This window comes from Archangium gephyra (assembly GCF_049060025.1).
GTDB classification, from domain to species: Bacteria; Myxococcota; Myxococcia; order Myxococcales; family Myxococcaceae; genus Archangium; species Archangium gephyra_A.
This window is the reverse complement of record NZ_JBMEQQ010000002.1, coordinates 4,359,020-4,382,491: the sequence shown is the minus strand read 5'-3', so window position 1 is coordinate 4,382,491 and position 23,472 is coordinate 4,359,020. Positions and strand designations below refer to the sequence as shown.

Annotated in this window: 23 protein-coding genes; 15 read left to right on the top strand and 8 right to left on the bottom strand. The window is 70.9% G+C overall.

Annotated elements, in window-relative coordinates:
- Positions 1–7: 7 nt before the first annotated feature.
- The 7 genes from ACN28I_RS19100 to ACN28I_RS19070 all read left to right on the top strand — a co-directional run bounded on the left by ACN28I_RS19100 (position 8) and on the right by ACN28I_RS19070 (position 6,398).
- Complete coding sequence (locus ACN28I_RS19100) at positions 8–745, top strand: cysteine peptidase family C39 domain-containing protein (protein WP_420943412.1); 738 nt, start codon at positions 8–10, stop codon at positions 743–745.
- A gap of 103 nt (positions 746–848) precedes the next feature.
- On the top strand, positions 849–1,598 hold the full coding sequence (locus tag ACN28I_RS19095) for a TadE/TadG family type IV pilus assembly protein (protein ID WP_420943411.1): 750 nt from the start codon (positions 849–851) through the stop codon (positions 1,596–1,598).
- A complete protein-coding gene (locus tag ACN28I_RS19090) occupies positions 1,595–3,082 on the top strand; it encodes a pilus assembly protein TadG-related protein (RefSeq protein ID WP_420943410.1) in 1,488 nt (495 codons plus the stop codon). The genes ACN28I_RS19095 and ACN28I_RS19090 overlap by 4 nt, the downstream gene beginning before the upstream one ends.
- Positions 3,082–4,143, top strand: coding sequence for a TadE family protein (locus ACN28I_RS19085; RefSeq protein ID WP_420943409.1), 1,062 nt, complete (start codon positions 3,082–3,084; stop codon positions 4,141–4,143). Before ACN28I_RS19090 ends, ACN28I_RS19085 begins: the two co-directional genes overlap by 1 nt.
- Positions 4,137–4,817 carry a hypothetical protein gene (locus tag ACN28I_RS19080; RefSeq protein WP_420943408.1) on the top strand — a complete coding sequence of 227 codons (681 nt, stop codon included), beginning with the start codon at positions 4,137–4,139 and terminating at the stop codon, positions 4,815–4,817. Before ACN28I_RS19085 ends, ACN28I_RS19080 begins: the two co-directional genes overlap by 7 nt.
- A 10-nt stretch (positions 4,818–4,827) precedes the next feature.
- Complete coding sequence (locus tag ACN28I_RS19075; RefSeq protein WP_420943407.1) at positions 4,828–5,742, top strand: RluA family pseudouridine synthase; 915 nt, start codon at positions 4,828–4,830, stop codon at positions 5,740–5,742.
- The gene (locus tag ACN28I_RS19070; RefSeq protein ID WP_420943406.1) at positions 5,739–6,398 is read left to right on the top strand and encodes a TIGR02265 family protein; all 660 of its coding nucleotides are present in this window, start codon (positions 5,739–5,741) and stop codon (positions 6,396–6,398) included. The genes ACN28I_RS19075 and ACN28I_RS19070 overlap by 4 nt, the downstream gene beginning before the upstream one ends.
- Here ACN28I_RS19070 and ACN28I_RS19065 read toward each other — a convergent pair.
- On the bottom strand, positions 6,380–8,005 hold the full coding sequence (locus ACN28I_RS19065) for a S28 family serine protease (protein ID WP_420943405.1): 1,626 nt from the start codon (positions 8,003–8,005) through the stop codon (positions 6,380–6,382). The genes ACN28I_RS19070 and ACN28I_RS19065 overlap by 19 nt on opposite strands.
- 162 nt (positions 8,006–8,167) lie before the next feature.
- Entirely contained in the window at positions 8,168–9,184 is a 1,017-nt protein-coding gene (locus tag ACN28I_RS19060; protein WP_420943404.1) for a glycosyltransferase, read from the bottom strand.
- 21 nt (positions 9,185–9,205) lie between these two features.
- On the opposite strand from ACN28I_RS19060, the gene ACN28I_RS19055 reads away from it, so the two are divergent.
- Positions 9,206–12,715 carry a tetratricopeptide repeat protein gene (locus ACN28I_RS19055; RefSeq protein WP_420943403.1) on the top strand — a complete coding sequence of 1,170 codons (3,510 nt, stop codon included), beginning with the start codon at positions 9,206–9,208 and terminating at the stop codon, positions 12,713–12,715.
- A gap of 4 nt (positions 12,716–12,719) precedes the next feature.
- Here the strand turns inward: ACN28I_RS19055 and ACN28I_RS19050 are convergent, their stop codons facing one another.
- Positions 12,720–13,583, bottom strand: coding sequence for a hypothetical protein (locus tag ACN28I_RS19050; protein WP_420943402.1), 864 nt, complete (start codon positions 13,581–13,583; stop codon positions 12,720–12,722).
- A gap of 76 nt (positions 13,584–13,659) precedes the next feature.
- Here ACN28I_RS19050 and ACN28I_RS19045 point away from each other — a divergent pair, with 76 nt between their 5' ends.
- Positions 13,660–14,457, top strand: coding sequence for a hypothetical protein (locus tag ACN28I_RS19045; RefSeq protein WP_420943401.1), 798 nt, complete (start codon positions 13,660–13,662; stop codon positions 14,455–14,457).
- A 178-nt stretch (positions 14,458–14,635) separates the two neighbouring features.
- Complete coding sequence (locus ACN28I_RS19040) at positions 14,636–15,205, top strand: class I SAM-dependent methyltransferase (RefSeq protein WP_420943400.1); 570 nt, start codon at positions 14,636–14,638, stop codon at positions 15,203–15,205.
- Here the strand turns inward: ACN28I_RS19040 and ACN28I_RS19035 are convergent.
- The 4 genes from ACN28I_RS19035 to ACN28I_RS19020 are packed head-to-tail and all read right to left on the bottom strand — an operon-like array spanning position 15,193 to position 18,752.
- The gene (locus ACN28I_RS19035) at positions 15,193–15,882 is read right to left on the bottom strand and encodes a TIGR04283 family arsenosugar biosynthesis glycosyltransferase (protein WP_420943399.1); all 690 of its coding nucleotides are present in this window, start codon (positions 15,880–15,882) and stop codon (positions 15,193–15,195) included. The two genes, ACN28I_RS19040 and ACN28I_RS19035, sit on opposite strands and share 13 nt — an antisense overlap.
- On the bottom strand, positions 15,879–16,538 hold the full coding sequence (locus tag ACN28I_RS19030) for a TIGR04282 family arsenosugar biosynthesis glycosyltransferase (RefSeq protein ID WP_420943398.1): 660 nt from the start codon (positions 16,536–16,538) through the stop codon (positions 15,879–15,881). The genes ACN28I_RS19035 and ACN28I_RS19030 overlap by 4 nt, the downstream gene beginning before the upstream one ends.
- Before the next feature lie 7 nt (positions 16,539–16,545).
- On the bottom strand, positions 16,546–18,051 hold the full coding sequence (locus ACN28I_RS19025) for a mercuric reductase (RefSeq protein WP_420943397.1): 1,506 nt from the start codon (positions 18,049–18,051) through the stop codon (positions 16,546–16,548).
- The gene (locus tag ACN28I_RS19020) at positions 18,048–18,752 is read right to left on the bottom strand and encodes a TVP38/TMEM64 family protein (protein ID WP_420943396.1); all 705 of its coding nucleotides are present in this window, start codon (positions 18,750–18,752) and stop codon (positions 18,048–18,050) included. The genes ACN28I_RS19025 and ACN28I_RS19020 overlap by 4 nt, the downstream gene beginning before the upstream one ends.
- A 146-nt stretch (positions 18,753–18,898) precedes the next feature.
- On the opposite strand from ACN28I_RS19020, the gene ACN28I_RS19015 reads away from it, so the two are divergent.
- Genes ACN28I_RS19015 through ACN28I_RS19005 form a run of 3 tightly spaced genes read left to right on the top strand, consistent with a single transcriptional unit; the run spans position 18,899 to position 20,302 of the window.
- Positions 18,899–19,024 carry a hypothetical protein gene (locus tag ACN28I_RS19015; protein ID WP_420943395.1) on the top strand — a complete coding sequence of 42 codons (126 nt, stop codon included), beginning with the start codon at positions 18,899–18,901 and terminating at the stop codon, positions 19,022–19,024.
- 32 nt (positions 19,025–19,056) lie between these two features.
- Positions 19,057–19,356 carry a hypothetical protein gene (locus tag ACN28I_RS19010; protein WP_420943394.1) on the top strand — a complete coding sequence of 100 codons (300 nt, stop codon included), beginning with the start codon at positions 19,057–19,059 and terminating at the stop codon, positions 19,354–19,356.
- A 13-nt stretch (positions 19,357–19,369) separates the two neighbouring features.
- Positions 19,370–20,302 (top strand): RluA family pseudouridine synthase, encoded by a 933-nt coding sequence (locus ACN28I_RS19005; RefSeq protein WP_420943393.1) that lies wholly within the window; start codon positions 19,370–19,372, stop codon positions 20,300–20,302.
- Positions 20,303–20,464: 162 nt separating this feature from the next.
- Here the strand turns inward: ACN28I_RS19005 and ACN28I_RS19000 are convergent, their stop codons facing one another.
- On the bottom strand, positions 20,465–21,049 hold the full coding sequence (locus ACN28I_RS19000) for a head protein (protein ID WP_420943392.1): 585 nt from the start codon (positions 21,047–21,049) through the stop codon (positions 20,465–20,467).
- A gap of 338 nt (positions 21,050–21,387) precedes the next feature.
- Between ACN28I_RS19000 and ACN28I_RS18995 the strand changes: the two genes are divergently transcribed.
- Positions 21,388–21,711: a hypothetical protein gene (locus ACN28I_RS18995; protein WP_420943391.1), complete on the top strand. Its 324-nt coding sequence runs from the start codon at positions 21,388–21,390 to the stop codon at positions 21,709–21,711.
- Between the two features lie 184 nt (positions 21,712–21,895).
- Positions 21,896–22,999, top strand: coding sequence for a protein NO VEIN domain-containing protein (locus tag ACN28I_RS18990; protein WP_420943390.1), 1,104 nt, complete (start codon positions 21,896–21,898; stop codon positions 22,997–22,999).
- Positions 23,000–23,472: the final 473 nt, after the last annotated feature.

Sequence of the window (23,472 nt, the reverse complement as noted above, 5' to 3'; positions counted from 1 at the left end):
GCCATCCATGCGATCGCCCCGGAAGCTCGAGCAGCTCGCCCCCGTGGAGACGAAGTCCCTGAAGGACCTGGTCAACTCGGTGAACGAGAAGCGCAACGTGGTGGCCGACGAGCAGGTCCAGAAGGGGAAGTGGAGCAGCGCCACCCCCGTGCTCCAGCAGACCGAGGACGCCAACTGCGGCGCGGCGGCCGTGGCCATGCTGACGAAGGCCAAGGGCGGCAAGGAGGCGGTGTCCGACGAGCAGCTCATGGGTGAGCTGGGCTCGCGCTTCGCCACCAAGGAGGGCACCACGCCCAAGCAGCTCGCCAACATGCTGGCGAACGAGGGCATCGCGGTGAAGAAGGGCGCCACCAGCCTCGACAAGGACGCGCTGGATGGGGCGCTGCAGAACGGCGGCAAGGCCGTGGCCATGGTGGACTCCAAGAAGATCGCCACCCGCGGCGAGGCGCAGGAGACCGGCAAGGCGCACTGGGTCGTCATCGACGGCATGGACGACAAGGGCCGCTACATGGTGAAGGATCCGGGCACCGCCTCCAGCTACTTCGTGAAGCCCGAGGAGCTGACGAAGGCGATCGACTCCGGCCGCAACCAGCACCAGTCCGGCGGCATGCTCATCGTGGAGAACACGGAGACCCCGGCGCCCGCGCCCGTGCTGGCCCAGGAGGCCGAGAAGAACGCGGAGGCCCTCGGCAACACCCCGGGCGGTGGCTCCAACTGGCGCAGGTTCGGCCGGGAGTCCTCCTAGGCCGGACTGCAATCCATTCCACATTCTGGGAAACCGGAAGCTCACGGTTTCGTCTGGATGTCGTATGGAGTTCGTGACAGGGGAGGGTACGGAGTACGCCGCCATGTGCCGTCGCAACCGCCTCGAGGGCAGACAGTCTGGCCAGGCGACGGTGGAGGCGGCACTCACCCTGCCGTTGACGATCTTCCTCATGCTGGGGACGCTGCAGCTCTTCCTGCTGCTGCAGGCCCGGGCGCTGACGGAGTACGCGGCGTTCCGAGCCGTGCGCACGGGCAGCGTCAAGCACGGGGACTGCGAGGCCATGACGCATGCGGCGCTCGGCGTGCTGCTGCCCTCGTTCGCCCGGACGGACTCGCCGGCGGCGCTCGGGGCGGCTTTCCGCACCCACCGCGACAACCGCTACCACTCCGGAGGGCACACCGGCACCATCGTGTGGATTGCCCGGGAGCGCCCGCTGGGCAGCACCCTCCGCTCGGACGAGGAGGAGTCCTTCGACGACGTCAACCGCTACGCCGGCGTGGAGGACGTGGTGCGGCTGGAGGCGCGGCTCGTCTTCTGGTTTCCCATGCGCATCCCCTTCGCCAACTGGGTGCTGGGCCGCATGTTCCTGGCCCAGTTGGGGTTGCGTGAATACTCCTCCACGGATCCGCTCCAACCGGCCCGCCCGGCGCACTGGGTGGGCCGGACGCCTCCCGCGCTGGACATCGCCATCCGCGAGGAGCTGCTCGAGCGCGCCGCCCGCCGCGAGTATGTCTTTCCGCTCCAGGCCACCTACGCCATGCGGATGATGACGCCGGCGCGGCCCCGCTACTTCCGCCAACAGAACTGCCCCCTCACCCCGGAGGGCGTATGAGCCGTCCCCCCCCGCGCGGCCAGGCGATGGTGCTCTTCTGCCTGACGCTGCTGCTCGTCACCGTCATGGTGTGCCTCACGCTCTCGTTCTCCATGAAGGTGCGCGAGAAGATGGAGACGCAGAGCGTGGCGGACCTGGCGGCCTACAGCAGTGCCGTGGCCACCGCGCGCACCTTCAACAGCATCGCCCTCATGCGCCGCGCCCAGACGGCCCACCTGGTGGCCATGTCCGGGGTGCTGAGCCTCACCAGTTGGACGAGCATGATGCGCGCCAACCTCAACGCCGCCCGGATGGCCGCGCAGGGCTGCCCGGCCGCCGCCGAGGCCCTGGTGGCGTTGGACGAGCAGAACGCGGCGATCGAGCGCAAGTGGCACGAGCTGGACGCCCGGGCCGGGGTGCAGGCCTACAACATCCAGACGCTGGGCGGCCACCTGTCGAGCATGCAGGGCGAGATGTTCGGCCGGCTGCGGGAGGGGGTCGCCGGAGGGGATGCCTCGTTCGTCGCGCAGCTCGCATCCATGGCGAGCAAGGGCAGCCGCTTCCACGAGGAGCTGCGCGCGGGGCCCACGCAGGTGTCGGTGAACGAGCTGGTGCATGCCACCTCCGGGGGCAACAGCCACGGGCTGGACATGGCCATGGCCACCCGGGGTTATGTGTTCACGACGAGCCGGCAGGGGCTTCCGGCCTTCGCGGGGGACAAGGGGATATTGGGCGCGCTGGGGGCGGCGGGAGGCCGTGCGCGCATCATCGGTGGCGGCGGGAGCTCCTATTGGGGCTCGGCCCTCGGACACGGCGGGCGGGCGGACAAGGCGTGGTTCACCTGGGCCGAGGATCATGCCCTGGTGGAGGTCACCTTCCCCGGCTGCGCCCCCTTCCGCGTGAGGGCCACGGCGGGCATCAAGGCCACCGACCTCGAGGATGGCAGCGACAACCATTGGTGGACGCCCGCCTCCCCGACGCTCGGCGCGGAAGACCCGGGCATGGAGAAGCAGTACCGGCACTCGCTCCAGTCCTGCTGGCCCCGCATCTACTGCCCGAGCACCTTCATCGGCGGCATGACGTACAACACGGCCGACGACTCGAACGGCAACCTCTGGGCCCAGCCGAAGCTCTTCGCGCTCGCCCACCGGGACTACAAGGTGAGGGGATTGCGGAGCGATCCCTGGAACCTCCTCTTCCGCTTCCGCTTCACCCCCGAGAGCAACGGCACCTTCGACAGCCACGGCCTGCACCTGGCGGACGGCACGGACATCAGCGTGCAGGCCGCGCTCGCCACGGGGCTGGCCTACTACCACCGGCGCGGACGCTGGAACGAGCCGCCCAACCTCTGGAATCCCTTCTGGCGCGCCACGCTCGTGGCCGCGGACATCGACACCGGGGGAGATCTGCGGCGCGGCGGCACCGACATCCCGGACACGGTGGGAGGCCCCGCGGCCGAGGCCTACCGTCAGCTCATCTCGGCGGGCTACAAGGGGGTGCACTGATGAGGGCAGCGCGGCGGGCCCCCCGGGGACAGTCCACGGCGGAGCTGGCGTTGTGCCTGCTCGTCTTCGTCACCGTGGTGATGTTCGGCATCCACTTCGCCGAGGTGGGTTACCTCTCGCTCAAGGTGCACGAGGCGGCTGTTTCTCCGCTCTGGGACAGCACGGCGTTCCGGGTGCACCGGATGCTCGAGAACCGGGAGACCATCGGCGACTTCAGCGCCTTCCCCTCCATCGCCCCCCGGGTGATGGCCAATGCCCGCGAGCGCTACCGCGACTTCGACGGACGCAGCTCCACCCGGGGGCCTCGCACCCAGGTCACCCAGGTCTTCACCCGCGTGAGGGACATGCAGGTGCGGTGCGCCCGGGACGAGGAGGTGGAGTTCGACCTTCCCCGGAGCCGGCGCCCCGCGCTGCGCTCACCGCTGCCCGGCAGTTGGGGCACCTACCCGCCCGGGCAGGATGTGGGGGAGCCCACGGACAGCGTGCTCGATGGCATCTACGACAACGTGGGCGGCATCAGCTGCGCCGCGGAGGCCCACCTGGAGGGGCTGCCCACGCTGCCCACCCGCTTCATGGAAGGGGAGGGGGGCTTCTTCGGGGAGAAGCACGCCACGCTGCTGAAGATGAAGGTGTGCGCGGCGGGCCGGGCCGTGGGAGGCACCTGCCAGGGCCGCTACGGCCTCCTGCTGGGGGACTACGGCTTCTCGGATCCCGAGGTGAGCGAGCACTGCCCCCTTCAGCCCGAGCAGCCGGACGTGCCCTGCTCGGAGAATCGGGCCTTCTATTACGCGGCCCGGAAGGTATTCGACGCCAACGGGCGCTCCGCCGGACGCGATGCCTCCGAGTTCGCCGAGTTCTTCGTGGGCCACAGCCCCATCGACGAGAGCGGTTTCTTCATGAGCTACCGCGGCGAGGAGGACGACTACATCGAGCGGGACACTCCCCGCGGTGAGTCCCAGGACGAGATCGATCGGCCGAGGAACACCGGCGGCGTGGATCACAAACCGTCGCCCAAGCGCCGCCCGTCCAACAAGTGCTTCCTGGGGCTGCGGGAATGCTGAGCTGCCTGCTGGTGCTCGAGCTGTTGTTGGCGGCGGCGCCCGCGGAGTCCTCCCGCGAGCCCTTCCGCTGGGACGTGCCAGGGCTGGTGTCCACGGTGGACGTGCCGGACCGGATGAACGTGGGCGGCATCCCCGTCCGCATCCGGGTGTACACCTCCCGCGAGAAGCTGGAGCGCCTCCTCCAATACTTCGCCACCGCCTTCGACGAGGCCGGCTTCTACCTCCAGCGGCACCAGCCCCGGCTGGCCGCCGAGCCCCACCTCACCGCGTTGGATACGCGGACCTTCACCTCGTACACCGTCATCCTCACGCCCGAGCCGGGAGGGCTGACGACGGTGGTGCTCGGCCGGGCGAGGCTGGGGGAGGCGCAACCGGCCGCGCTCCCCAGCTCGTTGCCCGTGTACGCCGGGGCGATGAATGTCCTCTCCGCGGACCTCGAGGGCGCGCGGACGCTCACCTACCGGGCGCCCGCGAAGGAGGCCGACGTGCGGGCCTGGTATCGCGAACGGCTCACGCGCGCCGGGTTCAAGGAGGAGTCGCCCCTGCTCTTCCGGCGGCGGGAGCAGGAGCTCCGGTTGTCGCTCTCGCAAGAGGGGGGATGGGTCGAGGCCGTGGTCTTCCTCAAGACGGCCGGAGAGTTCCCCCCGCTGGAGCCCGGGCCGGAAACGCGGTAGTCACCCGCGGATGAAGCGCCGCACCTTCCGAGTCGAAGCCGCCCACACGGGCCGTCCCCTGGGAGAGGCACTGGCGGGGGAGCTGGGCGTGCCACGCGAGGAGGCCGAGCGTCTGGTGGGCGTGGGCGCGGTGTACGTGGCCGGGCGCCGGAGCCGGGACGCGGGGACGCGACTGGCGGCGGGGCAGGTGGTGACGGTGGTGCTGGAGGAGGGCGGACAGAGCCCGCTCGCGGCGCCCCCGGCCTCGGCACCGGCGTTGCGCATCCTGCACGAGGACGCCGAGCTCATCGCGGTGGACAAGCCCGCGGGGATGACGGCGCAGCCCACGGAGGGGCGGGTCGGCGACAGCCTGGTGGACCGGGTGGGCGAGTACCTGAAGCGCCCGGCGGGCCTGGTGCACCGGTTGGACCGGGAGACGTCCGGGGTGACGGTGTTCGGGAAGACGCCCCAGGCGACGACGGCGCTCGCGGAGGAGTTCCGCGAGGGCCGGGCGCGCAAGCGTTACCTGGCGGCGGTGGGGCCGGTGGAGCTGCCCTCGACGGGCACCATCGACTTGCCGTTGTCGAAGGATCCCTCCCGTCCGGGACGCTGGCGGGCAACCCGCGCGGCGAATGGGATTCCCGCGCTCACGGAGTACCGCGTGCTGCACGCGGGGGCGGACTTCTCTCTGGTGGAGCTGCTGCCCCAGACGGGGCGGACGCATCAACTCCGCGCGCACTTGACGGCACTGGGCGCGCCCATCCTCGGGGACAAGCGTTACGGCGGCGCCGCGCAGGCGGGAGGGCTTGCCGCGCCGCGGTGCCTGCTGCATGCCCAGGCGTTGGCGCTGGGGCACCCGAGCACGGGCAGGCCGGTGCGGTTCGAGGCTCCCATTCCCGAGGATCTCGCGCGCTTCTTCGCGGCGGCGGGTGTCGCCGGGTCATGACGGGGGAGCGCATGGGGAGCACGGAGCAGCCCCTGGAGTTCTGGCTCGAGGACCTGGCGCGGCGCAGGACCTTCGTGAAGCCGGAGCACACCATCCGCGGCTTCTTCTTCAAGGGCCTGCTGGAGAACCTCCGGACGCTGGGGGACGAGGCGCTGGTGAGCCGTTGCCTGGAGGCGTGTGGCCAGGAGCGCTTCGTGGACTTCTTCAGCTACCCCATGGATTTGATGTTTCCCATCCTGTTCACCGCGCTGCCCACGCTCGCCGAGCGGCATGGGGGCGCGGAGGCCGCACTGCGGCAGATCGGTCGTCAGTCCTCCATCGACTTCCTGGCCTCGGTGGCTGGCAGGGCGATGCTGCTGCTGGCGAAGGGGAGTCCCAAGCCGTTGATCAGCAGCCTGCCGGCCGCCTTCCGCGTGGCGATGAGCTACGGAAGCTCGCAGGTGGAATGGCTGGGGCCACGCGAGGGACGTCTCAGCACGCGGGGAGGCTTCATGCCCCCTCCGGTCCACGAGGGGCTGGTGCTGAAGATGCTCGAGGCGGCGGGGGCCCGGGGAAGCCAGGCCACCGCGCGCTCGGAGGGAGAAGCTCGATATCGTGTGCGACTTCTCCTGGCAGTGAGTTGCCCCCGTCCGGCCGCCTACGGGGCGGTGCGCTGACGCAGGCGCGGCGGCAGGTGCGGGGCGAACTCCTCGAACTGGGGCTCCACCCGGGCCGGGGGCGCGTGCTTGAGCCCGGTGGTGGCGATACCCGCCCAGCGGCGCACCGTCTCGTAAGCCTGGGAGAACTGCTCGTCGGGGAGCCGGCTGATGTTGCTGCCGTGGTTTCCACCCGGCACCTCGTACAGGTACGAGTCCCTGGCGCCTCCGAGCGAGTAGGCCGCCGCGCTCCATGGATCCAACTCGCCGTAGATGAACATCAACCGCTCGCCCTGCGTGGACACCCAGTCCTGGATGTCCTGCATGGCTTGATCGCGGAAGACGAGCGGCAGGCCGGGCGGTGAATAGACCGGCGCGGTGTCCGTGTCCGGGAAGTGGATGAGGCTTCCCAGGAAGGCCTCGTACGGCCGGGGCCAGCCCAGCTCCACCGCCGCTTGATAGTAGTAGGGCGCGTAGTGGCCGAGGCCGCTGGTGCCATTGTCGGCGAACGTGGCCAGGCCCACCTCCTCGTTCATCCGCGTCAGCAGCTCCGCCCCCGTCGCCTCGCTCCCCGGGAACAGGTCGCAATTGGCCGGTGAGTTGTACTGCCAGAAGGCGAAATAGGTCTCGATGACGGCGTGCTCCAGCGCCTTCTCGAAGCCGAGCTGCGTGTACGTCAGCCCCTTCTCCTGTGCGTAGGCTCGCAACAGCCCCAGCATCTCCTCGCGCCGCTCCAGCACCGTCCGCTGGAAGGTGTGGATGCGCTCGCGGCAGGCGGCCTGGGCGGTGCCACCGACAGCGTCCTGGAAGGCGGGGAAGCGCGCGTCGTCCTTGCGCGCGATGGGCGCCACGTACGCCACCGTCGCGTCCACGTCGTCCGGGTAGAAGCGCCGGAAGAACACCACCGTCTCACCGCCCTTGCTGGCTCCCGTGGACAGCCAGCGCCCTCCGTAGAGGGGCTTGAAGGCCTGCACGATGCGGTGGAAGTCCGCGGCCGACTGCTGGAGGGTGAGCTGGCTCCAGTCCGCCGGCTCCGGGCGGCTCGGCAGGAAGAAGCGGTGCTCGACGGAGAGTTGGTTGGCGCTCAGCAGCGAGGTCAGCTCGCGGCGGCCCGGGCTCACGGAGACGTAGTAGCCGCCGGTGTAGAGGACCATGGGCGCCGTGTCCGACGTGTGCAGCAACGTCAGGCGCTGCTGGAAGCGCTGGCACTCCGGACGGGAGTGATCCGCCGGCTGGTCGTACTGCATGATGAAGAAGCGGTAGCCCGTGGGCACCCGCGCCCCGTTGGGATTCTCCTGCACGGTGAGCCCGGGGATGGCGCGCAGCCGCTCCAGGATGTCCACCGACGTGTCCTGGAGGAGGGCCTTGTTCGCCACCGCCTCCGCGAACGGCAGCAGGCTGGTGCCACACTGATTCGTGCCAGCGTCCGGCTGCTCGGTGCCAGCGTCCGGCTGCTCCGTGCCGGAGTCCGGTTGCTCGGTGCCAGCGTCCGGCTGCTCCGTGCCGCCATCGCCGATGCCTGCATCCGCGGTGGGCTTGGGGTTGTCGCCGCAGGCTCCCAGGGCGAGCAGGAGCAGCAGGGGAGCAAGGTGGAGGGGGGACCGGGTGACTCGGCCGGTGGGGGTCATGGGTTCCTCTATTGATTCGCTCGGGCCCTGGGTGAAGGGCCGCGCGCGCGATGTTACCGCACGGGAGGGACACTCCTCACACAGCCTGGACTCAGTGCGTGGGTGCAACCCGGGTTCATCCGATACCCTCACCCCGTCCCTCTCCCGAGGGGAGAGGGGTGGTTACGCGGCGCAGGTGAAGTGCACGCCTTCGACCCAGCCCAGAGTGGTGAGGGCGGTTCGGATCTCGTCGCGGATGCCTCGCACTCCCACCGCCGCGATGAGGTGCGTGTCCTCGGGCGGCGCTCCCAGTGACTCCGGCGCGTCCACCGGAATCCCGTGGATGCGTGTGCCCACCTTGCGCGGGTGCACGTCGATGAAGCGCTCCACCCGCGCTCCCTCCGCCAGCAGGAAGCGCGTGAGGATGAGCCCTCCCGGGCCCGTGCCCCATACCGTCAGCGGACGCCCCGCCACCTCGCGGCTGCGCGCCAGATAGCGCGCCTTCACCCAGATGAACCGTTTGTGCGCGTACCTCGGGTCCGTGCGCGTCATCCGCTCCGAGCTGTCCCTCCAGCGGAACAGCACCTCGGGCAGGTTGTGCATCCCGTGGCCCTGGTGGATGAGCTTCAGCCACAGGTCGTAGTCCTCCGGGAAGTCGCCGTGCTCCCACCCTCCCACCGCCACCACCGCCTCCCGCCTCAGGCACACCGACGGGTGGCAGATGGGGCTCTCCACGAAGCGCTCACGGTGCAGCCGCTCGGGCGTGGTGAGCCCGTTGAGCCACGCCGCGTAATCCCTCATCGCGGGGCTCACCGGTTGATCCTCCCGGAACATCTCCACCCCGGTGCCCACCCCGCCCAGGCTGGGGTCCGCCTCCAGCGCCGCGACGCTCGCCTCCAGGCGCCTCGGTAGCGCCTCGTCATCCGCGTCCATCCGCGCCACGTAGGGGGAGGTGGCATGCGAGAGCGCCAGGTTGAGCGCCGCCACCAGCCCCCGGCCCCCTCCCTCCAGCACTTCCACCCGGGCGTCCCTTGCCGCCAGCCCCTCGAGCACCCCGCGCGTCCCGTCCGTCGAGCCGTCGTCCACCGCGAGCACCCGGATTTCACGCAGAGTGCCTTCCAGGACGCTCTCCACCGCGCGCGCCACGGTGCGCTCGGCGTTTCGGGCGGGCAGGAGGACGGTGACGACCGGAGGCGGCATCCTGTGTAGACTGCCCCACCCATGGGTGTCGTGAGAAACGGCAATGACGCCGGTTCGCCGGAGTCCGGGCCGGGTACCGGCGTGCCCGAGCTCGTGGAGCGTCACCGCCAGAGCGCCGCCCGCCTGCTGAAGGAGGGTCACGCCGCCCACGCCTTCGGCGAGCTGGTGCGGGCCAGCCGCGCCCTGCCCATGACGCCGCGTCTCGCCTCCGCGCTCGTCACCTTCTCCCTTCGCGCGGGCACCGAGGCCGCCGTCATCGCGCTGCTCTCGTCCGCCCTCGGCAATACCCGGGGCGAGGTCCGCCGGGCCGTGCGGCTGCAGCTCGCCCGCGTGCTGCGCCGGGTGGGCCAGCTCCCCAGGGCCGTCGAGTCGCTCCAGGCACTCGTCGACGAGTCCCCCGAGGACCGCCGCGCCCGCAGGCTGCTCGACGTCCTCTTCCGCCGTCTCCGCCACGCCGCCGAGCGCGACGAGGAGGCCGAGGCCCTCTCCGTCCCCATCGTGCAGGGCCAGGCCCTCGTGGAGGAACCGGCGCCCGAGGAGACGCGCGCCGCCGAGGACCGGAGCGAGACCGTCGAGTTCTCCTCGCCCTGGCTGGAGGAGGAGCACACCGTGGAGGCCTCGGGCCCGCCGGACGCGCGCTTCGTGACGCGTGCCTCCCCACCCCGGGCCGGGACCGCCCCCGCGCCCGCTGCCCCAGCGGCTCCCGTTGATGACCGGCACAGGACCGTCCTCGAGCTGGAGCTGCCCGCGATCTGGCCCCACGTCGAGGAGGAGGAGGCCACCTCCGAGGCGTCCGGTCTGCCCTTCGCGGTCTCCGGGACTCCCGCCGCGCCTCCCCGGGACGACTTCGCCGGGGACGCCTCCAGCCACCGGCGCACGACCCTCGAGATCACCGAGCGTTTTCCGGAGGACGAGGACACCTCCGCCGGGGCGCCTGTCTCCCGGTCCGAGTCCCCGCTCATCCCTCCACCGGCCGGGGTGAAGACGGAGGGCCCCGTTCCCTGGAGCAGCGACGAGGACACCGAGCCGTCCCGGCGCCTGGTGCCCCGGCGGGAGGATCCGGAGGAGACGCGCCAGGAGGCCCAGCTCATCGCGCGCCGGGCCTGGCCAGAGCTGGCGCAGTTCTACCTGGATCGCGCCGATGGCTCGAAGGACCTGGACGTCCGCGCCGAGACCCTCACCCGGCTCGCCGAGCTGCTGGAGAACGAGCTGCAGGACCTGGCGGGCGCCGCCCGGGTGTACGGGCAGATCGTCGCCCTCACCGGAGACCATGCCGCGCTCGCCGAGCAGGTGCGGCTCGTGTCCCAGCGCGCCGATGGTGATGACTGGGTGGTGTGGCGCGTGCTCGACGAGGCGGTGCAGCGCGCGAGCAACCCCCGGGCCCGTGCCGCCGCCTTCCTGGCTCGCGGCGAGCGGCTGCTGTCCACCGGGGAGACCGCCCGGGCCCGCGCGGATTTCGAGGCCGCGGTGGCCATCTCCCCCCACTCGCTGCCGGGGTTGATGGGGCTCGCCCGGTGCGTCTCCGGGGAGGACCGGGCCGGGGCCGCCGAGCGTCTGCGCGCCGCGCTCGCCGCCGTGCCCCGCCGTACGCCCCACCGTGCCGAGGGCCTGCGGCGTCTCGCGGAGGTCGCGGGAGGGCCCCTGGCCGATGCGCGGCTCGCCCACTGGGCCTGGTCGGAAGTGCTCGCGGAGAACCCCGAGGACATGCTCGCGCAGGACCAGCTCGTGGAGGTGACGCGGCAGCTCGGCGACAAGGTGGGGTTGAGCCGCCTGCTGCGCTCCCGCATCGCCCGTGAGCCGCGGGGACTGGCCACGCGCAAGGTCCGCCTGGAGCTGGTGGCCACGCTGGAGTCCGGAGGGGAGCGCGACGCCGCCCTCACCGAGCTGCGCCAGGCGGTGCGCTTCGAGCCCGGCCACAAGGAGGCGTGGCTGCTGCTGGTGGAGCGCCTCATCGCGCTCGGGCAGAACGGCGAGGCCGCGTGGGCGATGGAGCACGCCGCCACCGCCACGGAGGATGATGACGAGCGCCTCGGCACCTGGGAGCGGCTGGCGCGCTTCTGCCGCGAGGTGCTCGGAGACGCGGCGCGCGCGCAGGTGTACGCCAACCGGGCGGAGAATCTGCGCAAGGCCATCGCCGAGCGCGTGGCGCCCGCCCTGCACCCCGAGCCGCCGCGCAGCGCCGTCCCCAAGCGGGAGTCGACCGGCTCGCGCACGGGCATCCTCATCCCGCCGCCGGGTGGCGTGGAGCTCACGCCCACTCCCGCCGCGGCGTCGCCCTCGGCCGGCCCCGAGTCCGCGCCCACGGTCCTCGAGATGCCCGCGGTGGTCCTGCCCGCTCCCGCGAGTCCGGCGAAGACGCCGGCTCCGGCCGCGCCCGAGGAGCCTCCCGACGCTCCGATGCCCGTGGAGAGCACCCGGTTCATCGCCTGGGAGGCGCCCCCGGGGAAGATGGTCCCCGGGCGCCGCCGGGCCCGGGGGAGCGGCTCCGTCAACTCGCCCGAGCCGCTCACGCCCTCCGCTTCCTCCCTCAGGCCCGCGCTGACTCCGGCCCCGGCCGTTGCTCCGGCTCCACCACCTCCGGCTCCGGTTCCAGCCCCGGCTCCGGTTCCAGCCCAGATGGAGAGCGCCCGGCCGGGGGCCATCGAGCGCGTGCGGGAGCGGCCCCTCGACGCGGCGGCCTACCGGGAGCTCTCGGCCTTCTTCACGAACCGTGGAGACGCGGCGCGAGGCTCGCTGATGGCGGAAGTGGCCGCGGCGCTCCTGGGGGAGAAGGACACCGGCTCGATGCCTCCGCGCCGCAAGCTCACCCCGGAGGAGCGCGCGGGCCTGCGCCACCCCGGCCTGCGCAACCCGGCGGGCGAGCTGCTCGCCTCCGTGGGCCAGGCCCTCGTCCGCCTCTTTCCCACCTTTGGCCGGGCCTCGGGCTCCAACGAGCCGCTCCGGCCGGACTCGGGCCCTGGCGCCCGCGCCGCCCTGGAAGTGCTGCAGTCCGTGGCGCGCCTGCTCGACGTGCGGCTCCCGGAGCTCTACCTCTCCGAGGATGACGGTCCGCCCTTCTCGCTCGTGCACCCGGGAGCCCCGCGCCTGCTGGTGGGACGGCTCGCGGTGCGCCAGGTGCTGCCGGAGACGGAGCTGCGCTTCTTCGCGGGACGGGCCCTGTCCTGCCTGGGGCCGGACCTGCTCGCGCTGCGCTGCCTGAAGAAGGACCAGTTGCTGCGCGCGGTGGCCATCCTCGCCTCGGTGCTGCGGGGCGGGACGGAGTTCGGCCCCGAGTCCCGGGTGGTGCGCGAGGCGCTGCACCCCAACGCGCGGGCCCGGGCCCTGGCGCTGCTGGAGTCGGCCCAGCGGGAGTTCGATGCCGCGGCGCTCGCGGAGGCGGCGCGCCACTCGGCCAACCGCGCGGGGCTCGTCGCGTGTGGAGGCCCGGGGCCGGCGGTGGCGGCGCTGAGGGTGCTCAAGTCCAGCGAGCAGGAGCTGGTGGAGCTGGTGCGCTTCTCCGCCTCCGAGCGCTACCTCCCGCTGCGCGGCTGAGGGCTCACTGCACCTGCACCTTGAGGGTGAGGGCGACGAGCCGCCCGTTCTCTCCGCCGAAGTCGTGACGGTACGCCAGGTCGATGCCGCCTCCGGGCGTCATCACGCCGATGCCCACGCCGAGCTGGGAGGAGCGGGTGAAACCATCCCAGGTGTAACCGGCGCGCAGCGGGAAGGTCTGCCCGAGCAGGTACTCCAGGCCGCCGCTGTAGGTGAGCGTGGTCCGGCCGTGAGTCTCGAAATCGGCGCGCACGTCGGCGGCGAGGGTGAGCAGGCCGGCGAACACTCCGGCGTGGGCCGAGTAGTACCGGGTGAGCTCGGCGTTGCCGGTGCCGATGAGGTTATGGCCGGAGATGCCGAGGGAGATGATGGGGGCGGGGCGGAAGATGATGCCGGCGTCACCGGTGATGGCGTTGGCCTGGCGGGCGCCGCGCAGCAGCAGATAGCGCGAGGAGACGCCGACCATCAGACTGTTGCCGAAGGGGATGGCCAGGCCCACGGTGTTGAGGTGGCCGGTGGCGCGCTCGACGCCCTGGCCGAGGGAGATGAGCTGATAGCTCACGCCAGCGGCGAGCGGGCTGGTGGCCGAGTCGGCGAGGGCGACCATGCCGAAGGCGTCCTTGCCCGCCCAGTCCCAGGCGCCGGTGAGCTCGACGCGGTAGGTGCGGAAGGCGGCGAGGGCGGCGGGGTTGCCGGTGCCGGACTCGGCTCCGACGCCGAGGGCCCGCCAGGCGCCGCCCATGCCATGGGCGCGAGCGCTGAGGATTTCGCGCAGGTCCTCGGCGCGCGGCTGGCGCGAGGTATCGGGCCCGGAGGCCTCCTGGGCCTGGGAGAGGGGAGCGAGCAGGAGGACGAACAGGAGCGTCAAGCGGTGCCACATCCACATGGAAGGGCATCCTAACTGCCTTGATGGAGGGGAGGGCCATCACTAGATTCGCCGCCCCATGAAAGAGCCATTGAACCGCAAGAACGTGAAGCCCGCCGGAGCGGCCGTGATGAAGCGCGCGGTCTTCGCGCTGGGAGTCCTGGCGGCGATGAGCGCGGGCGCGTACGTGCTGCCCGGCGGAGCCATCCTGCGCCGGATGGTGGCGGCGCGTGAGGAGATGCCGTACTCGGCGCTGAAGGCGGACGGCTCGCTGCACTTCTACGGGCCGGTGGTGAACGAGGCGGGAGGGGCGCTGGGCCTGCCGACGGACCGGCCGGAGCTGCAGGCGGACGGCACGGTGTACCTGAAGCTGCCGGGCCGCTGCCGTTTCGAGGCGAAGGCGCGGGAGGGCAACACAGTGGCCTCGGTGTCCTCCGGAGGCCGCAAGCGGGTGGAGGGAGCGGAGATTCCGGCGCTGTCGGAAGCGGTGCAGCAGGTGTGCGCGGTGCTGGGCGTGCGTGCGGCGTCGGCGGTGGAGGGGCGCGAGGCGGTGGAGGCGCACCTGCGCTCGCTGGGCATCGATCCGCGCACGACGTCGCTGGCGCGCTTTGGCGGCGACGTGGTGTACGTGCTGGGGCAGCAGGGCGAGGGCAAGCCGCAGTTCTGGGTGTACAAGGAAGGCTTCCTGCCGGCGCGGCTGAAGTACAAGGACGGGAAGGGGACGGCGTGGGACGTGCGTTTCCTGGACTACACCTCACCGGCGACGGGCGAGATGTTGCCGCGGAGCATCGAGGTCTGGCGTGGGGCGGACCGGGTGATGCGCTTCACGGTGCTCACGGGCGACACGAGGGCGAAGCTCGCCGACACGCTCTTCTGAGCCCAATCATCACCAAGAACCCCCAAGAACCACCAAGAACCCCCACTCTCCCCCAAGAACCCCTCTCCCCTCGGGAGAGGGACGGGGTGAGGGTGCCACGTATCCCAGGTTGAGCCCGTGCATGCTCCCTCTCCCTCTGGGAGAGGGCTGGGGTGAGGGTGTTCGCGCTGGAGGAGCCATGTCCGAGGAAGACCGGCAGAGGTGGAACATCCGCTACAGCGAGCAGCAGGGGACGCGGGAGCCCGCGCCGTTCCTCCGCACCCTGGCGGACCGGCTGCCGAAGACGGGCCGAGCGCTCGACGTGGCGGGAGGCGCCGGACACGACGCCCTGTGGCTCGCGAGGCGGGGCCTGGACGTCACCCTGACGGACATCTCGGATGTCGCGCTCGAGAGGGCGGCGGAAGGAGCGCGAGATGCCGGAGTGCCCTTGCGGCGCCAGCGGCTGGACGTGGAAACAGAGCCACTGCCACCCGGGCCCTTCGACGTCGTGCTCTGCCTGAACTTCCTCTGGAGGCCGCTGTTCGCCGGTGTCTCGAAGGTCCTCGCGCCGGGCGGGCTGTTCATCTTCGCCCAACCGACGCGGAGCAACCTCCAGAGGCACGCACATCCCTCGGCGCGCTTCCTGTTGGAGGACGGCGAGCTGCCCGGGCTGCTCCAGGGGCTGGAGATCGCCTCGTACACGGAGGGGTGGACGGAGGAAGGGCGGCACGAGGCCCGCCTGGTGGCGAGGGTGGCTCAGCGCACGTGAGCGTAGAGGCGCAGCAGCGTGGCGGGTGACACGCCCAGCCGGTACAGCAGCGGAAAGCCATTCACCGCGAGGAAGTAGAACACCGGCCGAGCGAGGAACCGCCGGCCGGACACCGTGACGCACGCCTCCACCGTGCGGATGCGGCCCTCGCGCCATAGCCGAGTGGACAGCTCCAGGTCCTCCATCAGCGGCTGTGCGGGGAAACCGCCCACGAGGCGGAACACACGGGCGCGGATGAACATCGCCTGATCCCCGTAGGGCAGCCGCGTGTACCGCGAGCGCAGGTCCGCCAGGTGCAGCAGCGGACCGAGCCACGAGCGGCGGCCGGTGTCGTTCACGGTCCACGTCTTGAACGCTCCGGCCACGACGCGCGGATCTTCCAGTGCGTCGCGCACGTGCCGGAGCGCATCGGGGGGCAGGGCGACGTCGGCGTGGAGGAACCACAGCACGTCGCCTCGGGCCGCGGCGGCGCCCGCGTTCATCTGCGAGGCCCGCCCCCGAGGCGCGGAGAGCACGGTGACACCAGGGTACTCGCGGGCCCGAGCCACGGTGGCATCCGTGCTCCCGCCATCCACCACGAGCACTTCGCCAATCTCCGGCCCGAGCGCCGCCAGCTCCGCGAGCCGCTGGCCGATGCGCTGCTCCTCGTTGAGCACGGGGAGGATGAGGGAGATCACCGCCGCAGCTCCCGGAGCGCGGCCTCGGTGGCGGGAGCCCGCAGCCGCCCCGAGGCCAGCTCCGACTCCAGGCGCGAGAGATCCTCGGGAACATCCACGTCGAAGAACGGCGCCACGCGCGCCACGGTGAGCCCGAGCGACACCAGCCGCTCCTCGGTGCGCACGAGCGTCTCGGCCTGGCTCCAGGGCAGGTTCACGAAGGCACCCACGGGCAGGCGCCGCAGCGCGAGCAGGTAGAATCCCCCGTCCTCGCTCGGTCCGAACACCGCGTCCGCGTGCGCGAGGCCCGCCCGGGCCGCTTCCAGGTGCCCGGGAGACAGGCCCGGACTGTCAGCGCCCAGGGCAATCGCCGCCGGGTAGCGCTCCAGGGCCCGCAGGAGGACACGCTCCATCCGCGCGCCCAGGTCCCCCTCTCCCTGGGGCCACACCTCCACCGGACCGGGCAGCAGGCCCTCGGGCCAGGGTGACGGCGAGGCCAGCACCGGCGCGGCCCACGGCACCTGCGTCACCAGGGCCCACGTGTCTTGAATGAAAGCGCGGGCGAGCCGGGCGGCCCCTTCCGCTCCGAGCGCGGGAGTCAGGCGTGTCTTGGCCTCTCCGGCGCGGGGCGGCTTGGCGAAGACACAGAGGGCGGCTTCGGGAGTCATCGGCGCCATGCGCGCATCATCGCCGCCAGGCGAGCAACCCGGAGAGGAAACCCTTCGCCCGGGGCGTGAGCCGGCGCCGGTTCCACGCATCTCCGAGCCGTTTCAGCACCTCGCCCCGGGTGGGGTAGGGGAGCACGGTGTTGGCCAGGGCTCCCACGGTGAGGCCCTCCGTCATCGCCAGCGAGAGCTCGCCGATGTTCTCCCCGGCGTGCGAGCCCACGAGGGTGCCGCCGAGCAACCGGCCCGACTTCGCGTCCACGTGGATGCGCCCGAAACCCTTGGTGTCGCCCTCGAGGATGGCGCGGTCCATCGAGGACATGGGCACGGTGAGGGTGACGGCGCCGAGGGCCTCGGCCTCGTGCGAGGTGAGGCCCACGTGGGCCACCTCGGGGTCCGTGTACGTGCACCAGGGAATCACCAGCGCGCTGGCCTTCTTGCGGCCGAAGAAGAGGGCGTTCTGCAGCGCCACCCGGGCGAGCGCATCCGCGGCATGGGTGAACTTGAAGCGCGAGCAGATGTCCCCCGCCGCGTAGATGCGCGGATGGGAGGTGCGCAGGTGCTCATCCACCTCGACACCGTGAGGGCCATGACGGACGCCAGCGGCCTCGAGTCCCAGGCCGCCCACCTCGGGGGCGCGGCCGGTGGCCACCAAGAGCGCCTCGCCCTCCACCGAGCCCTCCACACCGTCACGCTCGAAGCGCACACGCTTCACCGAGCCCTGTGACTCCACCCGGGTGGCCCGGGCACCGAGGTGCAGGGCAATGCCCTCGGCCTCGAAACGCCGGGCCAGACACTCGCTCACGTCCGGGTCTTCCCTGGGGAGCAGGCGGTCCTCCTGGCTGACGAGCGCCACGCGGGCCCCGAGCCGCCGGAAGGCCTGGGCCAGCTCGCAGCCGATGGGGCCTCCGCCGAGCACCACCAGCCGCGGAGGCAGCGCGGTGAGGGTGAAGACGCTCTCGTGGGTGAGGTAGCCCGCCTCGGCGAGCCCCGGAAGCTCCGGCACGGCGGGGCGGCCCCCGGTGGCGATGAGGGCACGCGAGAAGGTGAGGCGCTGGCCGGCCACCTCCACCGCATCGGGCGCGACGAAGCGGCCCTCGCCGAGGAACACGTCCACGCCCAGCCCGCGGAAGCGCTCGGCCGAGTCATGGGGGGCGATGCCCGCGCGCAGCGAGCGCACCCGCTCCATCACCCGAGCGAAGTCCACCCGGGGCTCGCCGGCCTCCACGCCCCAGGAGCCCGCGCCGCGCACGGTGGCGGCCACGCGCGCCGAGGCGAGGAGGGCCTTGGAGGGCACGCAGCCGAAGTGGAGGCAGTCGCCGCCCAGCAGCCGCCGCTCGATGAGGGCCACCTTGCCGCCGAGCCCGGCCGCGCCCGCGGCGGCCACGAGGCCCGCGGTGCCCGCGCCGATGACGACGAGGTTGTAGCGCCCCGAGGGGGTGGGGTTCTTCCAGTCCGCCGGGTGGGTGAGCGCGGTGAGCGCGGCGTCGTGCGCATCACCTTCGAGCAGGTGCGGGACGGTCACGTCGGAGTCTCCTTCAGCGTGGCGGCGAGGGCCCGGCGCGCGAGGCGGGTGACGTACACGGTGACGAGGGCGGTGGCGGCCAGCCCGCCCCAGAAGAGGAGCTGCCCGGAGAGGCCGGCGTCGGGGCGCTCGCCGCGGGAGAGCTGGGCCACGCTCGTCACGAGGGAGCCCAGGTACACGTAGAGCACCGTGGCGGGCAGCATGCCGAGGAAGGTCGCGGGGAGGTAATCGCGCAGACGCACGCGGGTGAGCGACAGGGAGTAGTTGAGCACGCTGAAGGGGAAGATGGGCGAGAGGCGCAGCAGCAACACCACCTTGAAGCCCTGAGCGGCCACGGCGGAGTCCACGGCGGTGAACCTCGGCTGGCCCACGAGGCGGCGGCCCACCCGCTCGCGCAGGACGGTGCGCCCGAGCAGGAAGGAGACGAGGGCGGAGAGGTTGCTCGCGAGCACCACCAGCAGCGAGCCGTACACCGGCCCGTAGGCGAAGCCCGCGCCCAGCGTCAGCACCGAGGCGGGCATCATCAGCACCGTCGCCACCGTGTACAGGACGATGTAGAGCACCGAGCCGGCCATCCCCATGCCACGGATGTGCTCGACGACGCCCAGCAGCCACGTGTCCACGGGCAGCAGCTTGAAGGCGAGCACCCCTGCCGCCACCGCCACCATCGCCGCTGCCCATCGCCCGATGCCGCGTGCCATGCCCTGCTCCTGACGCCCGTTGAGGCCCCAGTCGTAGCCCGGAAGCCGGGCCGCCGGACCTTCTTTCGTCCATTCCCACGCGTCGCGTGGGATGCCCGGAGGTCCCGGTGGTTTCCCGGACGGCTCCACCGTAGAAGAGGGGCTCCATGCCGCCCCAGAAGATCTCCGTCCCCCGCGAGGCCGCCGGCGAGCGGCTCGACAAGTTCCTTTCGGCCCAGGTGCCCGGGCTCTCGGTGGAGCGCGCGCGCGCGGCGGTGTTTCCGAGGCCATGAGCGTTTTATTTACCGAAGATCAGGCGTGGTTGGTGAGCAACTGGATCTCCCGTGGGTTCTTCGAAGACTGCTTGCCTCATCTGAAGCGTGCTCCGCTGCTAGCCGGAGAAATACGATTCTGTATTGACGCGGGTGTGGACACACTCGACTTGCGTGACAAGGGGCGGGCTGAGCTTCAGGAACTGCGGTCTCTTGTGGAGTGGATCATTCGCGACAACGAGCTTTCGAGAGGCCGGAACTTCCATTCACCTGAGCAGTTTCCTCTCTATGAATTGAAGTTGAAGGAACTGGCGGCGCTCAACGAGCAGGTGCTGGTAGGTCCTCGGCCATAGAATGCGACCTCCCATGCCGCCCCAGAAGATTCCCGTCCCCCGCGAGGCCGCCGGCGAGCGGCTCGACAAGTTCCTTTCGGCCCAGGTGCCCGGGCTCTCGGTGGAGCGCGCGCGCGCGCTCATCGAGAAGGGCCATGTGCTCATCCGCGGGAAGAAGTGCCAGTCCTCGCGCAAGCTGTGGGGAGGAGAGGAGATCGAGCTCAGCCGGCCCCCGCCGCGCGCCCCGACTCGCGCCGCGGTGAGCCGCTCGGCCGAGGGACCCGAGCTGCCCGTGCTTCATGATGACGCCGCGCTGGTCATCGTGAACAAGCCGGCGGGGCTGGTGGTGGAGCCCGCGGGGGGAACCGTGCCCTCGGTGGTGGAGCTGCTGGCGGCGAGGCTGCCGCCGTTCGACGTGGAGGGCCTCGCGCAGCCCGGCGTGGTGCACCGGCTGGACCGGGAGACGAGCGGGTGCCTCGCGCTGGCGCGCACCGACGCGGGTGTGGCGGCGCTGGACCGGGCGTTCCAGGAGAAGCAGGTGGACAAGCGCTATTGGGCGATCGTGCTGGGCGAGACGCCCGAGCGAGACCGGCTCGAGGCGCCGTATGGAAGGGATCCGAGGAACCCGAGGCTGTTCACGACGAAGGTGCGCTCGGCTCGGCGCGCGGCGCTCTCGTACGAGGTGCGCGAGCGGTTGAAGGGGGCGACGCTGGTGGAGGTGAAGCTGGAGACGGGACGGACGCACCAGATTCGCGTGCAGATGGCGGAGGCGGGGTACCCGGTGCTCGCGGACTCGCTGTACGGCCCGGAGGAACTGCGCGCGCACCCGGCGGCGAAGGAGATCGGCCGTCATGCGCTGCACGCGGTGCGGCTGGCCCTGCCGAGCCTCGCCACGGGGGGCGTGGTGAGCGTCGAGGCGCCGCTGCCCGAGGACTTCCAGCGCGCGCTCGCGATGCTCCGGGGCTAAGCCAGTTGGAGTCAGTCCTGTCAGGGGGTGCTCCCGCAGGAAAGCACGGGGCGCCTTCCGGCCGCGCGGCGTGCCGACTGGTCCGACCATCGGACCAGTTGCTCCCCCTCGCGGCCGGAACCTCTCCCCTGACAGGACTTACCCCTCCTGGCTTAGGGGGCGTCAGGCGCCGTCCTCTCCCTGCGCCTCTTCATCGAGGGCCATGGCGAACGGGTAGAGCGCGCGGTGATTGACGTTGCGATGGCACACTGCGAGGTAGTCGTCGCCTGCGATCTGGATGAAGGTCTGCTCGGGCGGCTCGGCCTGGTTCATGAGCCAGTCCTCCGCCTCCGCGCGTGTATTGAACGAGGCTGCGGCTGGAGGGAGACCTTCGCGCTTGAGCCGGCCGAGATGGAATTCGATCACGGTGAGGGGGAGCAGGCGGCGGTGGTTCAGCTCGCGGATGTACGCGACGGTGTGGTACTGGCCCGCGATCAGCACGAGCGTCGAATCGGGTGGTTCCGGGTGGCTGTGCAGCCAGGATTCCGCCTCCTCGCGTGTCTTGAACGAGGCGACCACGGGCGGGGGAGCGTTGGACTCGAGGTACTCAAGGAAGTCCGAGAACGCGTACCGCCGACCCGTCGACGTGATGAAGAGAAGCGCGTTGATGGCGGTCTCGAGGAGCGCTTTTTCTTCCGCGGAGGGCGTGTTGGCGCGAATCCGCGCGAGAAGGTCCATGACGTCCGAGGTGCGATTGCGCGTGTTCATGGCGATACCCTCGCGAGGTAGTGTGGGACTACCACGTCACGGATGACGTGTCCGGCCAGTGCTCTGGGGGTCGGGTGTTGGACTCCGGGCACCGTCAGGCAAATGACGATGACATGACCGCTGGAGTGGGTCGATATGATCCCGCCCTCTTGGGCTGGATCGTAAGTGCCTGAAACCACAGGGGGTGGGACATGTGTCTTCCCCTGGGAGGGAGTGGCTCCACCGTGCTGGATGCGCCGTGGGATGTCAGACCCGGCGAGTAGTTTGCGTCCTTGCCGCTGAACCGGAACCGACGCGCCATCGGCGTGAAGGAGGGTGTCAGCCGGCAAGGGGGTTCCATGCGAACGAAGCTGTGCGTGCTGGGGGCGGTGTTGGGGACGGCGTCGGTACTGCCGGTGGTGTGCATGCCGGAGGTTTCGACGCAGCAGACGAAGGAGGAGCAGTCGCGAGGAAGCGTGTCGCGGCAGGCGAGCCAGCCTTTCAAGGGCCACGGAGCCGAGCCGCTCTCGCCGGTCGAGGTGCCCGCGAGCCCGGTGTTCGACGCGCCGAAGCACCCGTGCGAGCTCGTCACGGTGATGCGGGTGCCGTGCGATCCCGCGTCGGCCACGTGCGAGTACACCTATTGGGAGTGCCCGCTGAGCGTGAAGCCGCTGAGGGCATGACGAAGTGAAAGCGCGGCCTGTGCGCGGGCCGTCAGGGGCGCGGCGGGTCGGGTTCTTCGGAGCCTGGCTCGCCGCGCGGCCGTTTTCAGGCCCTGGGGACAACCCGTGAGGACCCAGCAGGTCTCACGCGGTTTTGCAGCACTGGCGGGTCGGGATAAGGTCAGGCCCGATTTCCACCAGGAACATGGCCAGGAACGAATTCTTCAAGCCGCGCGAGCGCTACCGGAACCGGGGCTCCCCGAGCGCGCCTGACGACCAGTTCATGCGGTGGATCAATCGTGACGGCAGCGGGATGGAGAACGGACCGGGGATCCGGCCGCTCCGCTACTTTTCCCAACCGTCGTTCACGGAGCTGCCCGCCTTCCTGGTCCTGCTGACAACGCATGTCTCCCAGGGCGGTAGTTACAAACCCTGGGAGGACATCGTCGAGCCGAAGCAGGGGTGGGTCCTCTACTGGGGCGATGCCAAGTTGAAACCCGGGAAGCACTACACGGAATTTCGTGGCAACCGCATCCTTGAGAGCGTCTGGAAGGCTGTCAAAGCTGGCAAGCGAGACGAGGTGCCGCCGATCCTCCATTTCGTGAAGGATGAAATGGGTTGGGTCCGCTTCACGGGCCTCTGCGCGCTGACGGCGCTGTGGTCTGACCGCTTTGATGAGGACGGACAGCGCGTCGAGAACTACCGCTGCCGGCTTCGTATCCTGGGTTCGGATCCGGTCCCGGTCGAATGGTTGCACGCGCGCCGCGAGGCTCGGACGCTTCTGGAGGCCCAGCGTGGTGCCCCCGAGATGTGGACCGCATGGCTCAGTGGCTCCAGACCCGCGCCCCCCGTGGAACTGGATGCGGAGGCCATGGACGTTCCCGCGGCGGCCGATGCCAGCAGGCCCTCGGGACAGGGGTTTTCTACTGACTCAAGGACTCGCAAGGCCGTTGAGCTCCACGCCATGCAGCGGGCCAGGGAGTACTTTCAGTCGCAAGGCTTTACCTCGATCGAAGATGTCTCAAGCAAGAGGCCCTTCGACCTTCTCGCGAGAAACAGCACGAGCGAGGTTTTCATCGAGGTCAAAGGCACACAATCCGCGGGCTCCAGTGTCTTCCTGACCAGCGGCGAGGTGGAGTTCGCGAGACGCAACAAGGGCAGGATGGCCCTGTACGTCCTTCACTCCATCCAGGTACAAGACGTGGCTGGAGATCCGCTCCCCCAGGGAGGCGTGCACACGGTGTTCTGGCCGTGGGACGTGGATGGCGGAGCCCTTGCTCCCATCAAGTACGTCTATGGGCTTCCCTGACGGCTCAGCGGGGGAACGTCACGGGAGGCGGCCGTTCCTGGAGGTGGTGCTCGCGCAGGGACAGACCCGTACCCGGCTGCTCTTCCAACTCGTCTCGCACCCCGGTGAAGTGGACGCGCGGGTAGATGTGGAGCTGCGCCCGCGCTCGGCCCGGCCGGAACCGGGACCGGGACCGGATGCTGCCTCTCCCCGGCGCCAGGTGGGCCCGTTCTCCCAAATGGTGTTCTCGGGGGTGATTCCGGGGAGGAACCGTTGGGAGCGGGGTTCTCGCGAAGGAGTCGAGGGAGTTCCGGGCGGAGCGTGGACGGGCCATCGTCTTCTTCGTCCACAACCCCGTGGGTGCGCGGCCCTGGTTTGCCTCGGAGGTCGTGCAACCGATGGCTGGAACGATCAGCCGTTTTGGGCACCAACGCGAGTGCTTCCCTCTCGCCGATTCGTGTTCATGTTCAGCAATGGGAATGGGACAGCGGATG